Source organism: Faecalibacter sp. (assembly GCF_057177045.1).
Genome location: NZ_CM169987.1, coordinates 2,411,795 through 2,427,635, shown reverse-complemented (window position 1 = coordinate 2,427,635; position 15,841 = coordinate 2,411,795). Strand labels below are relative to the sequence as shown.

Here is a 15,841-nt window from a genome sequence, read left to right as displayed (position 1 = left end):
AAGTAATTTTCGTTTCGTAAGAATAAGTAGATTGTATCGAAAACTAGGATGAATATTTGTAAATTAAAGTATGCAAATTTCTTATGTGTACATCATTAAATGTAAAGACAATTCTTTTTATGTAGGTGTCACTAATAATGTATTTAAACGTTTTGAAGAGCGCCAAAATGGAATAGATTCAAAAGCTTTTACTTTCAATAGAAGACCTATTGAATTAGTTTATTTTACAATTTTTACAAATATTGAAATTGCAATAGCAACCGAAAAAAAAATCAAGAAATGGTCAAAAGCTAAAAAAGAAGCATTGATTGAAAATCGCGTTATTGATTTGCCTAATTTATCGAAAAAGAAATTTTAATCAACCGTCTAATTTCTCGATACTTTTGAAATTATTCTATCGAATAATTTCAAACACTCGAAATGACGTTTTATTTTTCATCAATTTGAGTGATAATGGTCTCGAAAGAAAAAGATAATTGTATCGAGAATTAAGACGAAAATTGAAAAATATTGAATTCCTTATAATTTTAACTAATTTTTTAGACACTCGAAATGACAGTTTATTTTTCCGTCAGTTCGAGTGATTTTCGTTTCGCAAGAATAAGAAAATTGTATCGAGAACTAAGACGAAAAATAATACTATGAAATCCTCATTTTTTAAATACATATTCATTTTTATACTATTTGTATCACTAATTCCGGCAAATGCACAAACGGTCGGAATTAGAGATACTGTTTTAATGGGAAGCCGTTTCAAAATTACTTTGGTGGATACCGATTCGATTTCAGTTGAAAAAAACATCAACAAAGCCATTGATGAGATGGTACGAATTGAACATTTGATTTCGGATTGGAAACCCACTTCACAAGTTTCTCGAATCAACCAAAATGCAGGAATCCAACCGGTAAAAGTAGATCAAGAAGTCATCGACTTAACCAAACGCGCTCTTTACTTCTCCAAAATAACAGAAGGTGCTTTTGACATCAGCTTTGCGGCGATGGATCGCATCTGGAAATTCGATGGTTCCATGGAAGAAATTCCGACCTCATCAGCAATTCAAAAAGCCATTGAAAAAATCGGTTATCAACACATCATCATCAACGAAGAAGCTTCAACTATTTTCTTAGAAAAACCAGGAATGAAAATTGGCTTTGGTTCAACAGGAAAAGGATATGCGGCAGATAAAGCCCGTGAATTAATGCTTCAATTGGGAATAAATGCTGGAATTATCGATGCCTCTGGCGATATGACGACTTGGGGAACACAACCCGATGGAAAACCTTGGAGAATCGGAATCAACAATCCATTTGATCGCCATCAAATGGCCGATATTCTTTCCTTAAAAAAAGCTGCCGTAACCACTTCTGGAGACTATGAAAAATTCGTGGTAATTGATGGTAAACGCTATTCCCACATCATCAATCCCAAAACAGGTATGCCTTCTACTGGTTTAACCGGTGTAACCGTGATTGGACCAAATGCTGAAATGTGCAATGGTTTCTCTACGTCTATGATGGTTTTAGGGAAAGAAAAAGGATTAGCTTTCATCAATCAGCAAAAAGAGTATGCCGCTTTATTGATTACCGATAACGGAAAAATCATTCGTTCGAAGAACTACAAAAAAATTAAAAAGAAACTCAAATAATCGATAGCACTTTTACTCTGCCACTTCAAGATGTATTCCTGCAAAATAAGCTTGGTTGATCACCGCATCGGCATCTTTTAAATCAATGATAAAGAAAAAATAGCTATCACCAAACGAATTATAATTCATCAAAATTTTACCGTTTTGCTTCAAAAATGATTGGATATATGGAAACAAATCGGCTGAATAAGTATCTTCTGGTATTTCGATTTGTAACGGTTGATCGACTGCTGAAGCAATAAAATCTTCAAGATCTTCAAACTCAAATTTCCAATCCGATTGCCAATAGAATTCTAAAAGTAAATCGGCATTATCGCCCTCGTCTTCCATTTCATCCATTACCAATTTTTGATGTAATTTTTTTGCGCGATGCAAGACTTCTGATTCATCGGTCAACGGATTAATCAATTTCAATAAATTAGCATACAATTGTGCATTGACTTCATAATACACTTCTTTTGTAGCATCTTTGAACATTTTATCCAAATGCGGTATGCCCATCGTTTGACACAATCCCAACAACACATCTTCTATCTTTTCAAGCGCTTCCGCGTGATCGGAATTTATGGGTAAAATCAAACTACACGGTTCGGCTTTTTGCCAAAAATCAATAAAATCGGTCTCAAATTGTGACGAATAAAGCACCTCATACACATTGATTTCATCGGAATCTTGATATCCACAAAAGATTAAAAAATCGTGATCAATCCATTGAAATTTATTTTCTGGATGGGAAGTTTTAAAAAACAGATGTAAGAAGTTCACAGAGTTTTCATCAAAATAATTCGGTTCTACTGTCGAAAAGTTAATTTTAGGAGCGATGATCGCATATAAATCTTCATAGGTAGAAATGCCGTTTGGAATTAATTGATTTTCTAAATCAAATGCATTGGGAATTAAATAATAATTCAACTCGCAAAATCCCTCCGTACCGATCAATTTTGTACGATAATTGAATTCATCATCCTGTTCATAAAACTCAAAAATTGATTTGAATATTTTCAGATAATCTGTACCGTCTGCTGCGTTGGTTTCTTGCTTGGGATTAAAAAATTTTGAGAACATTATGGGGTAGTATGAGGTATAATTTGACGTAAGGCTTTATTGTTCTGTTTCACATCTGTAATGATCCATCGCAATTGCGGATCACTATTTTTTATACGATCTTCTAAAGTCGTTTTAATTTCTTTATTTGGAAATATACCGTGGCCCTTTACTTCCGTTTGATAGTATTTAGGCTCTAAAAATACGGTACCAATATGCAGCTTTAGTTTCGAATGAGGCAATTCATATTTCGGCATTAGTCCCGCCACACTACCATTGGCATCGCCCCCCGTTTCTTCTCCCACAAAGTAAGCGCGGTTGAAACCTTTCAAATTGGATGAAATCAAAGATGACGCAGAAAACGAACCTCCATTAATAATTACGTACAGATTTCCGGTGTAAGGATGATCAGGTGGATTATTTCTAATGCGACTTAATTGTGGCTTAATATAATATCCCGTGTCGTCTTTTCGGGTGATCAAATGAGACAACAATGATATTGGATACACTATTGGCCGAGACCATTTAGGGAAAAGGGATACAATAGCATGTTGAAATGCTGAAGGCTTTACGATGGATTGTTTGGCTAAAAATTCGTCTTGATTAGGTACAAAATAAGAAAACAATTGAAAAGCATCAGCTAATCGTCCACCACCATTATTTCTTAAATCCAACACCAGATTTTTTACCTTGTGTGTTTTTATCAATTCAAAAATCTTTTGATAATCCTTTGTATAATCGCCATAACTAAAAGTACTTACACGGAGCATGGCAAAGGTGCTATCATTAGTTGGAAACGATAATACTCTGGCGTAAGTCTTATTGCTTTTATTGAATGAAAACTCATACGATTTCAACGGATTAACTGTTGCTACTTTCTTTGGCATTTGAACCCGAATCGTATCTTTTTTATCGGCTATTTTTTTATTTTCTTCTCCTTTTTTAAACGTACGTTTTGCCCAATACGGATATTTTTTTCCCTGATAGGATAATTCGAATAAAACAGAATCCTTGATGGGGTGTTCTAAATTATAATAATAGGTAAAGAATGTACGATTTAGCCGGTTTTGAAAATAAGAGGTATTAAATCCATCACCATAAAATGTATGATGAAATTTATTTAAATAGTAAGCGGGAGCGATTGAATCAATACTAAGAATAACTGCACCTGGTTTTACCAATGAATCTTTTGATTTGGTCTGTACCAAATACAAAGAATCATTTTGCCAAAAGGTCGTCAATTGACTCAATGGTCCAGATGAATCTTTGATGCGTTTTAATTCATGTTTAGGATACCTCGGAAACAAAGGCATCACATCCGTATGACCATGTCGAATTTCACTCACTACAGGTTGTAATTTCAAGAAAAATTCGTTGGGTTTCAATGTTTGTTTAATCGTAGCTTTTAAACTATCAAAACGAAAATCAATCATTTCTTGCGAAACATACCAATCCAATTTGGGATGATTCTTTTTTAATTTCCGGTGAACAAATTCAATATCTTTTAGTTGTTGTTCAACCGTGAGATCACGTTCCAAATGTGCATTATATCGCTCAACTGATAAACAACCAGTTGAAATCAGAATTAAAAATCCCAATACGATATAATGCTTTATTTTCATTGTTTTTTCTTCTTTATATCTTCTAAAATCCAATCCAATTGAGGATCATGTTCTTGCATAAAATCTGAGAAATGATAGGGTATTTCCTGATGAGGGAACACGCCTCTCCCTTTCAATTCTCGTGTTTGATTCGGTTGAAAGACCATTTGAGGAATTAGAATTTTTATTTTCGAATGGGGAAGTTTATAATCTTCTGAATAACCTGCCACTGTTCCATTATAATCTCCTCCAGTTTCTTCACCTACAAAAATAGCTTTACCTTCAGCATATAATGCAGACGAAATTAAACTGGCTGCAGAATAACTTTTCCCACTCGTTAGTACATACAAATTCCCTTCATAACGGTTCTTATCTTTGAAAAGAAAATTTTTCTTGCGACCGTCGTTATAATAATATGCGCCATCCATTTTCGTTGTACGAAAAAATGACTCCGTTGATTTATAAACAATTAAAGGTAAGAATATTGTATGTAAAAATGGATTTGGTTTACGATAAAATCGAGAAAATAAAGTCCATTTCGATTTCACTTTCAACAAGGGATCAATCACCATTTGAGGCTCGCTCTTCGTTGTCAAATAAGCAAACAGATGATTGATATCTTCGGGATATCCTCCACTATTCTCTCTTAAATCTAAGATTAAATTTTTTGTACCTAGTCTTTGTATAGAATCAAAAATATGATCATACGCTTTCTTATGACTGCCTAAAGTAAATGAATTGATGTCGAGTACCACAGTTGTTGAATCTTGTGGATTAGGAAAATACAAGGCACGATTGTATTTCTTTTTCACTCGATCAAAAGCATAGTATTTATTGATTTTACGTTTTAATTGTAGACTATCTTTTACTTTTAATCGTTCCGCTTTCGTTAATTTACTTTTTTCAATTTTCAGACGATCTTTAACAGACTGAATCGAATCTTTTTTGGAAATGAGGGTGTCTTTTTTCTTTTTATCTTTTTTTAATTCACGATATAAAACATGGTGAAAAACAGAATCATTCTGCTGCAAGGTCAATACAACAGAATCCCTCACTTTCAGCTTGCGATCGACATAATTGATGAAATAAGATGCATTATAATTTTGATTCAACACTTTTGTATACCCATCACCTGCACGAACATTTGGATTCTTTTGAATAAAATCTTGATAAGAATATCCATCAATAGCTAAGAGTTCTGAATGGACCAATAAAGTGGAATCTTTCGTATAATTTTCATCCAAAAAAATACGATTTTCAGCATTTTTAAAGGCCAATAATTTCAAGGGATTCTTCGAACCTTTATACTTTTTTTTGGCTTCTTTTGTTAACTTGTAATCAAGAGGCGAAACATACGTATGCCCATGCCCAAAACTAGAAACAACCTGCATCAAATGCATGGCAAAATCATTGGGAACCATCGGCTGAGTAATAGTCGATTTAAAACTATCCAAACGGAATTTTATCACCTCTTCGGGATAGTACCACTCCAAATTCACATGTTTTTTCAGTAATTTATTCGTAGTAAAATCCACATCTTTTCTCAACGCTTCTACACTTAAAGGTTGATCCAAATGTTGATTGAATTTTTCTTTCGATACACATGAAAATGTACCACATACAAGCAATAAAAGTCCAAAATATTTATTCATAGGGTGATTTATCAGTAGAGACGCTAATAATTAAAAAAGGTTACTTTTTGGTTGAATTTAATTTGTATTTATAGGTATAGTCCATTTTTATCGTTAAACCATCTTTTTCCATGGTCATTTTCATTGGTCCTTCGAACGACGAGTCATAGATGTTGTTATCCTTCACCGAAACTTTCATCTGCCCTATAACTTTATACGTATCTATGCTTATCATTAATCCGTCTAAATTTTGCTTTTTTTGATCTGAAAATAATAATACATCAAAATATGCCCAATCGTTTTCTAAATTTTTTAACGTATATTTTACGACGAAATCCATCACATAATTTTTCCCATTTTCTAATGGAATATCCGTACTAAATGGTAAGGAATGACTTTGACCAATAGTAAAAGTTTCTGTAGGATATTTCGTTAAACTTTCAAAACTTTTTAATATTCCTGAGAATACATCTTTATATTGTGCTGGACCAACATACTCAAATTTTTCACGTCCTTTATCATTTGAAATTCCTTTTAATTTTACTTCATACAGCCCTTTAATTTCGTCTGAATTATAAGGAATGGGCTGATTGTTCATTTTAAGGCTCATATCAATTTTCGTATAAGTCACTTCAAATGGAACATCTTTATTTGGTAATTGATCGAAGGATTGGGTCTGAATATCAAAAGTAGAAAGGGTATGTGAAGTCGTTTCTTTTTCTATTCCTTCAATTTCAATAGGTGCATCTATTTGCATTTTTAATTCCAAATCAGAATTCATTTTCATCTTATAAATGCTATTAGGGGCTAATGTCCCTTTGAATTGAAACGTATCTTGCGCAAATGATGAGATGGATAATAAACTAAATAATAGGGTTGTTTTTAAACTTTTCATAGCCTTATGGTTTTACTTCTGAATAAAATTGTTGGATAAAATTTTCCATGTAGACATGTCTTTCTTGGGCGATGGCTTTTCCTGTTGCCGTATTCATCAAATCCTTTAATTTGAATAATTTGTCATAAAAATGTTGAACGCTGGAAGCATTTTTACTTTGATCGAAGGGATGATATAATATATTTCCTGTACTTCCTCCATAGGCAAAGCATCGCGCTATCCCTACAGCTCCAATTGCATCTAAACGATCTGCATCTTGTACGATCATCGCCTCGATGGAAGTTGGTTGATTGCCTTTGCTAAACGATACTTGAGAAACAATCTCATTTACGCGTGCTATAATTGCTGCATCCAAATTCAAGGATTGTAAATACGATGTGATCATTTCTTCGGATTGGTCAATACCGTCATGCAATTTATAATCTCCTATATCATGTACCCATGCGGCCAATTCGACTAAAAAAGCATCTGCATTTTCGTGCGCTAAAATCTTTTTAGCATTGGTTACCACGCGTTCAATGTGGAAATAATCATGACCGGTACCTTCGTCCAAAAATATTTTTTTGATGTACGCTTGTACTTGAGTAAGGATTTCTAATTTATTCATTCTTAATTATTATTCTGTTTTCGTATGGAGGATTAATGATCTGATGTTTTATAATATAATGTTTTAATGCCTCATAATCGGATATCGATTGATTATGATCAGCGGATACAACAACACTTTCGTATTGATTTAATTTGCTAAAATTATAATCGTTTAAAACTAAGGTATAAATTTTATCGGGGTTTATCCCTTCCATCACTAATTCTTTTGTTTTAGGCTCCCAGATATATTTTGAACCTGAAAGCTGAACTAACTTAGGTTTCTCCGCTGTAAGATATCCGTAGATGAAGTTCTTAAAATCCACACCTTTAATCTGTACAACAACCATTTTATTTCCATAAGGCAATAAAGTTCGCGCTTTTTCATACGTAAAATCTCCTTTCTCTACGGATTTTCGAATACCACTCCCGTCAATAAGAGCCAAATCAGTTTGATAGTAATCTCTCATAGCATCTGTAATCAAATTTCCAGCTCGAGATTCTTTTTTTAAACTTTCAAATGCATCCAAATCCACGTGAAGCGTTCCTAATTTTTCATGCAATAATAATTCTACACGTTGACGTTCTTGATTTTCTATCGCCTGCAGTTCAGGATTTCTTGGAATGGAATGATCCAACGGAATGATTTCAATCAAAGGTCGTTTTTGCTTGGATAAAATAACTTTTGCTACCGAACTCATATTTCCAGCAGTTGCAATAATGGGACGATGATTTTGATAATGAATTTGGGTATGATATTCTTCTAATTCTTCGGTTAAAATCAAATCGATGGATGGAAAATACTGTAATAATTTTTTGTTTTTTTCTAAATCCATCTGAGTCACGGCAACAATAATATCCACCAATTTTAAATCGATTTGGTTAAGCACCCGTGCTGTAGAAGCATACACATCTTCTTGTAGAACCCTCGGATCCTTTTTGGTCGTTTCCATTTGATCAGTCAATCCTATCATTAAGATTCGTAATCCATTTTTGTTGATTAGGACATGTGTAGGCAAATCAAATAACGGTTGATTCAGCCCATGGATAAGGTTGGAAGTAAAAAATTGCCCTTTGGATTCTTTGAGCAAAGATTGTAGATGGTCTAAACCATAATCAAATTCATGTTGCCCAAAATTATAATAGTCTACAGGAATTAGATTGAATGCTGGAATCATATGCTTTCCATGATAAATTCCACCATACAAAACACCACCAACAAAATCTCCACCATGAATGGTAATGGTAGCTGGATAATCCTCTTTTGCTTGATCGACTACAGTTTTTAATCGTGCTACTCCACCTCGTGTTCCTTCCACATCATCCAAGGGATAAAGTTGATGAGCATCCGTAAAATAAAGTAATTGTAACGATTGAGAAAAAGCAAAAATTGGAAACAAAACCACAAATAATAGCCTATAATTTTTCATAAAAAAAACTTCAACAGCTAAAGCTATTGAAGTTTTTAGAAATATCTTTTAAAATCAGATTATTGTTTTACAATTTTTTGAGTCGTTGTTCCTTTATCGGTAACTACATTTAAAATATAAACTCCACTTGATAAAGAAGATACATCAACTGTTTCTTTTTTCGTTGTAGAAATTAATTTTCCTGTTAAATCAATTAAATCTACTTTCTGAATTTTGTCTTGCGTTTTAATGTTCACCACATCTTTAGCCACCGTTGGATAAACTGAAATTTTAGATTTCACCACTTCTGATGTAGATAACACTTCTGCATTAGCTCCAGTAATTAATAATGTATAATGTTGATCCGCAGCTACGCCTTCATCATTTACTAATGTTCCTTTGTTTGAAATTACTACACGATAATTGCGTCCCGCTACTGGATTTTTAATTAAAACTTGCTCAATATTATCCACCGTATTGTCTCCTTTAACAGCTGCTCCTGTTGGATTAGATAATTCCAATTTCCATGGATAATAAACTTCATTGGTTTCAGTATCAATCACACGTAAGTCAAAATCATTCACAAGTTTAGATGAAGTATCATTCATTGTATTTAATGTTCCTGATGCTAATTCAGCAGCAGGATCAATCCAAGAAATTGTAACTTTTAAATCTTCTCCTTCACGAGCTGAAATTACTTTTTCATCATTTACACCAGAAACTTTTACTTTACGCTCTAACGTATCTTCATTATTATGAGTGGACAATACAACTTCAGCAGCTTTTAAGCCATCAAGAACTCCCCATCCGTACCAGTTGTCTGGTCCATCATAATTTCCAGCTTCCATCGCAGTGTGCGTTAAGATGGCTTTTACTTCATCCGCAAAGAAATAGAACTCGTTATCGTTTGTTAATAAACGCTTTAATTGCGTTAAAGATCCAATTGTCCCTGTTACCTTAGGAGCAGAGTATGATGTTCCACTACCTCTTGTATACGTATTCACTGAAGCAGTATTCGTACTTGAAACGGTTGGTGCAATAACTAATGTACCTACAGCAGCTAAATCAGGTTTAATTGCTCCATCTTTACGAGGTCCTGCACTACTATAACTTGAACGTGTAATTTCTGCCGTATTTGCAAACTTATAGGTTGTAGCATCTGTAGGTAAATCAATTGCTCCTACAACGATTATGTTTTTAGCCAACGATCCATTTCCTATACAATAAGCTCCTATTGCACAGTTTGCATCAGGCACGATATCTCCCTCCTCAAAAGGCACATATCCTGAAGCACTCCAACGGTATTTATTATCATTTGGTCCTGGTACTGTACCATAATAGTTCCCAGCTGATTTTACGATAGCGAATTTTGGATCAGCATATACAATTTCATCTATGGCTTGATCATTAGACTGGTATGCTCCCGCTAAGGTTTGTGAAGGGCTTGTCATGATGGTTGTATTGACACCATAATAATACCCTGCTCCTCGTGATCCAGTTGCATCATATGACCAACCATTATTCACCCCATACGAGTGATTGGAAATATACTCACCATATTCTAAAATCTTCGTAAAACGATTTCCATTCGAAGTTTCTGCAAAACCAGCATGCTTAACAATGGCTTTAGGCAAAACACCTTTGGCAACATTTGGAAGTGAAAAAACTGTTCCGCGGCCTTCTCCCATAATAAATCCTGCAACAGAAGTCGCGTGAGAACTTAAACCTTGAGCACCATTCTCTAAATCAATTACACGAAATTGTCCCGCATTATCTAAATCCCTAAATTCATTATGATTTGGTAAAACTTTTCCACCATCGAAAATCGCAATGCTCATATTTTCACCATTCAATGCAAAACCTCCAACAGCACCTGCTTGTAATTGTTCGATATTAGAAGCATTATTTGCACGAAAATCATCCGATTGCACAATCGCAATATGATCATTGGAAATTTCAGTAATGACATCTCTTTTTTCATGTAAAAAAGAGGATCCACCTTTCATTTGGATGGCATCAATAAACGCATTTTTATTGGCCGTTTCCGTATTAAATTTTTCTTTAAGTCGTTCAGTAGTTTGAGCATTAACTCCTCCATAAACCAGAGTAATTAAAGCTAAAGAAAGTAATTTTTTCTTCATGTAAATTCGTATAATGTTAAAAGTTATTTATTCTCTAATTGATTAAAAACAGGCGCATCATCATCAAATCCAGATAAATTCTTTTTATTCCGCAAAGAATCTTCAACCAATCCTAAGCTGTCAAATTTCTTTTTATTCGCCTCACTTTGCGCATTAAATTTTTCTTTCAGTTTATTTTTCTTAGCTTCCATTAATGAATCAACGGACGCATTCTTCGAATTTTCATTCATCGGCTGATTTTTTTGTTGACATCCCATAATTAAGCTGAATAGAAAAACAAAACGGATGGATATAAACCTGTTCATTTTATTGAATAAAATTTAAAGTAATAAAATTAATAAAACATTTTTGTTTTTAAGTTAATAATATCCAATTTTCACTATCAAAATAACTTTTTTAACATGATATAATTATCAATCTCGAAATAAATAAATTCAAAATTAAACAGTTACAATAAATCATAAACATTATTTATTTTTTAAGGATTGAATGGAAATTATCATTCAAATGAATGGACTTAAAAATTTTATCAAATAAAATGCTTATCTTTGCACCTCAAATTTGTAAAACGGGACGAGTTCCCATAATAATTAGTTATACTATGGCTACAAAAATTAGATTACAAAGACATGGTCGTAAAGGAAAACCATTCTTTCACATCGTAGTTGCTGACTCAAGAGCAAAACGTGATGGTCGTTTCATCGAAAAATTAGGGACTTACAACCCAATTACTAACCCTGCAACTGTTGAATTAAACGTTGATTCAGCTGTTAAATGGTTAATGACTGGTGCTGAGCCTACAAACACAGCTAAAGCTTTATTATCTTACAAAGGTGCTTACATGAAAAAACACTTATTAGGTGGTGTTGCTAAAGGAGCATTCTCTCAAGAAGAAGCTGAAAAACGTTTCGCTGCATGGTTAGAAGCTAAAGATGCTAAAATCCAAGCGAAAAAAGACGGTTTATCTGCTGAAGCTACTGCTGCTAAATTAGCTGCTTTAGAAGCTGAGAAAGCTGTAAACGAAGCTCGTGCTAAAGCTGCTCAAGAAGCTGAAGCTGCTGCTCAAGCTGAAGAAACTACTGCTGAAGAAGCAGAAGGTACAACTGAAGAAGTTGCTACAGAAGAATAATTTATAAGTTCAAGAAAGGATCCCAATGACAAAAAATGATTGTTACTACTTAGGTAAGGTTACGAAGAAACATGGTTTCAAAGGTAATTTAATCATTCATTTGGATACAGACGAACCCGAATTATACGATACTTTGGAAGCAGTGTTCATCGAGCAAGATGGAACACTGGTTCCTTTTTTCTTTGAAACTTCACAACCTTATCAAGGCACTAAACTTTTAGTGAAGTTTGAAGACTTATCTCCTGAAGAAGCGGAACGATTAGTGAATCGTGAAGTTTATCTTCCTTTAACTACATTACCAGAATTATCTGGAACAGATTTCTACTATCACGAAATTATCGGATTTACAATTTTTGACCAATCAAATACAGAAGTTGGTACCATAAAAGCTGTAAATGACTCTGCCGCTCAAGCTTATTTTGAAGTAGAGGCACAAGGGAAAGAAATCTTAATTCCAATGATTGACGAATGGATTTTAGAACTTAACCGCGAAGAAAAAGCGATGTTAATTCAAATTCCAGACGGTTTATTGGATATCTATTTAGGATAATTATCCCTATCTTTCATTTATTAACCTATCAATAAATGGAAGAACTTATTCACTTTACAAATTTTACATCTTATTATGGACATATTCATCTAATGTCTTTACATTTTGATGCATTTAATGCTGAAATAAATTTAATCATTGACATTAATTTAGATGACCTGAATTATACATGGGAAATAAAAGCGGAACAAGTATTAGACTTCAAAAATCTAACACAGTGTTCATTAAATCCATTTTTTCGTATAAAAGAATATAAAGAACATTCTATTATAAAGGGCTATACTGATGAATTGGTTAGTATTCAATTAAATGAAAATCCAGAGCAAAATCCTATTCTTTTAAGTAAAATTCATCATTTTCTTAAAAAAGAAACAGGTTTATGGATGGATTTAAATCAATTAAATCAGCGTTATTTATTTATTCCAGAGTCAATATTTTCAAAATTTAAACAATTTTGTAAAACTGATCAAATAAATTATCAGATTGAAGATATTCAAAAACCAATAGCATCAAATCTAAAGCTTTTAATTTTCGGAAATGAATTAGTCTCGTCAGACTTTTACAATTTTAAGCAACCTTATATAGTTGCAAAAAACTTCAGTGCAAAAAGAATTGATTAATCAGATAAGTAAAATATCATTTTTATTGTCAATTTCGTAACTTTGCAAACTCAATCGTAACAAGACAATGGAAGAAGAAAAAAAATCTTTGAACTTTATCGAGCAAATCATTGAAGATGATTTAGCCAATGGGATGCCTAAGGAAAACTTACGTTTTCGTTTCCCACCAGAGCCAAATGGTTATTTACACATCGGTCACGCAAAAGCAATTTGCTTAAACTTCGGTTTAGGTCAAAAGTACAATGCACCGGTAAACTTACGTTTTGACGACACCAACCCAGCCAAAGAAGAACAAGAATTCGTAGACTCGATCCGCGAAGACGTGAAATGGATGGGATTTGAATGGGCTGAAGAACGTTATGCTTCTGATTACTTCCAGCAGCTTTACGATTGGGCTGTACAGATGATTAAAGATGGTAAAGCATATGTTGACGACCAATCATCTGAAGTGATTAACGAACAACGTAAAACACCTTTCGAACCAGGAATCGAATCGCCTTACCGTAATCGTTCTGTTGAAGAAAATTTAGCGTTATTCGAAAAAATGAAAGCAGGAGAATTCGAAGAAGGTTCTCATGTTTTACGTGCAAAAATCGACATGACATCGCCAAACATGAATATGCGCGACCCTGTTATGTACCGTGTTTTAAAACGTCCTCACCACCGTACAGGAGATACTTGGAAAATTTATCCAATGTACGACTGGACACATGGTGAATCGGACTACATTGAAGGAATCTCTCACTCATTATGTTCTTTAGAGTTTAAAAATCACCGTGATTTATACAACTGGTACAAAGAACAAGTGGAAATCCCAGGGCAACCTCAAAAACCAAAACAACGTGAATTTGCGCGTGGAAATGTATCGTACATGATTACATCTAAGCGTAAATTAATGAAACTGGTTGAAGAAGGAATTGTAACAGGATGGGACGATCCTCGTATGCCTACCATTTCTGGTTTACGTCGTCGTGGATATACCGCAGAAGCAATTCGTAATTTCTGGGAAAAAGCAGGGATTGCTAAACGCGACAATGTTTTAGATATCTCTTTATTAGAATTCTCTATCCGTGAAATTTTAAACAAAACGGCTCCACGTGTCATGGCAGTTGTTGATCCTGTGAAAGTAGTGATCGAAAACTATCCGGAAGGACAAGTGGAAGAATTAACATTAGAAAATAATCCAGAAGACGAAAACGCAGGTTCTCGTACGGTTCCATTTACACGTGAAATTTACATCGAACGTGACGACTTTATGGAAGAAGCTCCTAAGAAATTCTTCCGTTTATCATTAGGGAATGAAGTTCGTTTAAAAGGAGCGTACATTATCAAAGCAGAACGTGTGGAAAAAGATGCAGAAGGAAATATCACTACAATTTACGCGACTTACGATGCGGATACAAAATCAGGAAGTGGTTCTGAAGCATCGAAACGTAAAGTAAAAGGAACGTTACATTGGGTTTCTGCAACAGAAAATATTCCAGTTGAAGTGCGTGAATACGATCGTTTATTTACAGTGGAAGCTCCAGATGCAGAAAAAGATGTGGATTTCTTACAATTCGTTAATCCAAACTCATTAACAGTAAAACAAGGATTTGCGGAACCAGCTTTAAAAGATGCGAAAGTTGAAGATAAATTCCAGTTCCAACGTATCGGATATTTTGCTTTAGATAAAGATTCTACAGCAGATAAATTAGTGTTTAACCGTACGGTTACATTAAAAGATACTTGGGCTAAAATCAATAAATAAACATTTCCTCTTATAAACAAAAAAGCTCAGATTTCGGTCTGAGCTTTTTTATTATTAATTATTTAATTGTTGATTTATTTCCTTGATTTTGAGTAAATTTTAGGATGGAAAATTACAATCAACATTCACAATCGATCAAACATTGGAATGAAGATGATCGTCCACGAGAAAAATTAGCGTTAAAAGGGCGTTCATCTTTGTCCGATGCCGAACTTTTAGCCATTATTATGGGAAGTGGAAATAAAGAAGAATCTGCGGTTCAATTAGCCCAACGAATCTTAGCTTCAGCACAGAACAATTGGAACGAATTAGCCAAGTACTCCATCCAGGATTTATGCCAATTCAAAGGGGTTGGTGAAGCCAAAGCCATTTCAATCATCACCGCTTTAGAAATAGGGCGTCGAAGAAATACCCAAGAAGTTTTGGAACGCAAAAAGATAACTTCCAGCACTGATGCTGCATTGATTTTACAACAACAAATTGGCGATTTACCTACAGAAGAATTTTGGGTCATGTACCTCAATCAAGGCAATAAAATCATTAAAATTGAACAAATTTCGAGAGGAGGTATTACACAAACAGCCGTGGATATTCGGATCATTTTTAAACGAGGCATCGAATTAATGGCTACAGCGATGATCCTGTCACATAACCATCCATCCGGCAATTTAAATCCGAGTGAAGCCGATCGCCAATTAACCCGAAAAATCAAAGAAGCTTCGCACTATTTGGACATTCAAATTTTAGATCATATCATAGTATCTCAAAAAGATTATTTTTCGTTTGCAGACGAAGGTTTAATTTAGAAATTGATTACTTTTAAAGTTCATTGATAATCCA

Annotated in this window: 15 protein-coding genes; 7 read left to right on the top strand and 8 right to left on the bottom strand. The window is 34.0% G+C overall.

Annotation, left to right across the window (positions count from 1 at the left end; genetic code table 11):
• Positions 1 to 70 precede the first annotated feature (70 nt).
• Together AC1QSP_RS11370 and AC1QSP_RS11365 are read left to right on the top strand one after the other, a co-directional pair.
• On the top strand, positions 71 to 358 hold the full coding sequence (locus tag AC1QSP_RS11370; RefSeq protein ID WP_484078791.1) for a GIY-YIG nuclease family protein: 288 nt from the start codon (positions 71 to 73) through the stop codon (positions 356 to 358).
• Between the two features lie 283 nt (positions 359 to 641).
• Positions 642 to 1,646 carry an FAD:protein FMN transferase gene (locus AC1QSP_RS11365; protein WP_484078790.1) on the top strand — a complete coding sequence of 335 codons (1,005 nt, stop codon included), beginning with the start codon at positions 642 to 644 and terminating at the stop codon, positions 1,644 to 1,646.
• A gap of 12 nt (positions 1,647 to 1,658) precedes the next feature.
• On the opposite strand, the gene AC1QSP_RS11360 is transcribed toward AC1QSP_RS11365, so the two are convergent.
• Genes AC1QSP_RS11360 through AC1QSP_RS11325 form a run of 8 tightly spaced genes read right to left on the bottom strand, consistent with a single transcriptional unit; the run spans position 1,659 to position 11,209 of the window.
• Complete coding sequence (locus tag AC1QSP_RS11360) at positions 1,659 to 2,711, bottom strand: DUF6630 family protein (RefSeq protein ID WP_484078789.1); 1,053 nt, start codon at positions 2,709 to 2,711, stop codon at positions 1,659 to 1,661.
• On the bottom strand, positions 2,711 to 4,312 hold the full coding sequence (locus tag AC1QSP_RS11355; protein WP_484078788.1) for a S41 family peptidase: 1,602 nt from the start codon (positions 4,310 to 4,312) through the stop codon (positions 2,711 to 2,713). The genes AC1QSP_RS11360 and AC1QSP_RS11355 overlap by 1 nt, the downstream gene beginning before the upstream one ends.
• Positions 4,309 to 5,943, bottom strand: coding sequence for a S41 family peptidase (locus tag AC1QSP_RS11350; RefSeq protein ID WP_484078787.1), 1,635 nt, complete (start codon positions 5,941 to 5,943; stop codon positions 4,309 to 4,311). The genes AC1QSP_RS11355 and AC1QSP_RS11350 overlap by 4 nt, the downstream gene beginning before the upstream one ends.
• A 40-nt stretch (positions 5,944 to 5,983) precedes the next feature.
• On the bottom strand, positions 5,984 to 6,817 hold the full coding sequence (locus AC1QSP_RS11345; protein ID WP_484078786.1) for a hypothetical protein: 834 nt from the start codon (positions 6,815 to 6,817) through the stop codon (positions 5,984 to 5,986).
• Positions 6,818 to 6,821: 4 nt separating this feature from the next.
• Positions 6,822 to 7,424, bottom strand: a complete 603-nt coding sequence (locus tag AC1QSP_RS11340; protein WP_484078785.1) for an HD domain-containing protein — start codon at positions 7,422 to 7,424, stop codon at positions 6,822 to 6,824.
• A complete protein-coding gene (locus tag AC1QSP_RS11335) occupies positions 7,417 to 8,832 on the bottom strand; it encodes a bifunctional metallophosphatase/5'-nucleotidase (protein WP_484078784.1) in 1,416 nt (471 codons plus the stop codon). The genes AC1QSP_RS11340 and AC1QSP_RS11335 overlap by 8 nt, the downstream gene beginning before the upstream one ends.
• Before the next feature lie 59 nt (positions 8,833 to 8,891).
• The gene (locus AC1QSP_RS11330; protein WP_484078783.1) at positions 8,892 to 10,952 is read right to left on the bottom strand and encodes a S8 family peptidase; all 2,061 of its coding nucleotides are present in this window, start codon (positions 10,950 to 10,952) and stop codon (positions 8,892 to 8,894) included.
• Between the two features lie 23 nt (positions 10,953 to 10,975).
• Positions 10,976 to 11,209, bottom strand: coding sequence for a hypothetical protein (locus AC1QSP_RS11325; RefSeq protein ID WP_484078782.1), 234 nt, complete (start codon positions 11,207 to 11,209; stop codon positions 10,976 to 10,978).
• A 344-nt stretch (positions 11,210 to 11,553) separates the two neighbouring features.
• On the opposite strand from AC1QSP_RS11325, the gene AC1QSP_RS11320 reads away from it, so the two are divergent.
• The 5 genes from AC1QSP_RS11320 to radC all read left to right on the top strand — a co-directional run bounded on the left by AC1QSP_RS11320 (position 11,554) and on the right by radC (position 15,807).
• Positions 11,554 to 12,081, top strand: a complete 528-nt coding sequence (locus AC1QSP_RS11320) for a 30S ribosomal protein S16 (RefSeq protein ID WP_484078781.1) — start codon at positions 11,554 to 11,556, stop codon at positions 12,079 to 12,081.
• A 25-nt stretch (positions 12,082 to 12,106) separates the two neighbouring features.
• Positions 12,107 to 12,631 carry a ribosome maturation factor RimM gene (rimM, locus tag AC1QSP_RS11315; RefSeq protein WP_484078780.1) on the top strand — a complete coding sequence of 175 codons (525 nt, stop codon included), beginning with the start codon at positions 12,107 to 12,109 and terminating at the stop codon, positions 12,629 to 12,631.
• A 35-nt stretch (positions 12,632 to 12,666) separates the two neighbouring features.
• On the top strand, positions 12,667 to 13,251 hold the full coding sequence (locus AC1QSP_RS11310) for a hypothetical protein (RefSeq protein ID WP_484078779.1): 585 nt from the start codon (positions 12,667 to 12,669) through the stop codon (positions 13,249 to 13,251).
• A gap of 67 nt (positions 13,252 to 13,318) precedes the next feature.
• Entirely contained in the window at positions 13,319 to 15,001 is a 1,683-nt protein-coding gene (locus tag AC1QSP_RS11305; RefSeq protein ID WP_484078778.1) for a glutamine--tRNA ligase/YqeY domain fusion protein, read from the top strand.
• Between the two features lie 104 nt (positions 15,002 to 15,105).
• Positions 15,106 to 15,807 carry a RadC family protein gene (gene radC, locus AC1QSP_RS11300; RefSeq protein WP_322971195.1) on the top strand — a complete coding sequence of 234 codons (702 nt, stop codon included), beginning with the start codon at positions 15,106 to 15,108 and terminating at the stop codon, positions 15,805 to 15,807.
• Positions 15,808 to 15,841: the final 34 nt, after the last annotated feature.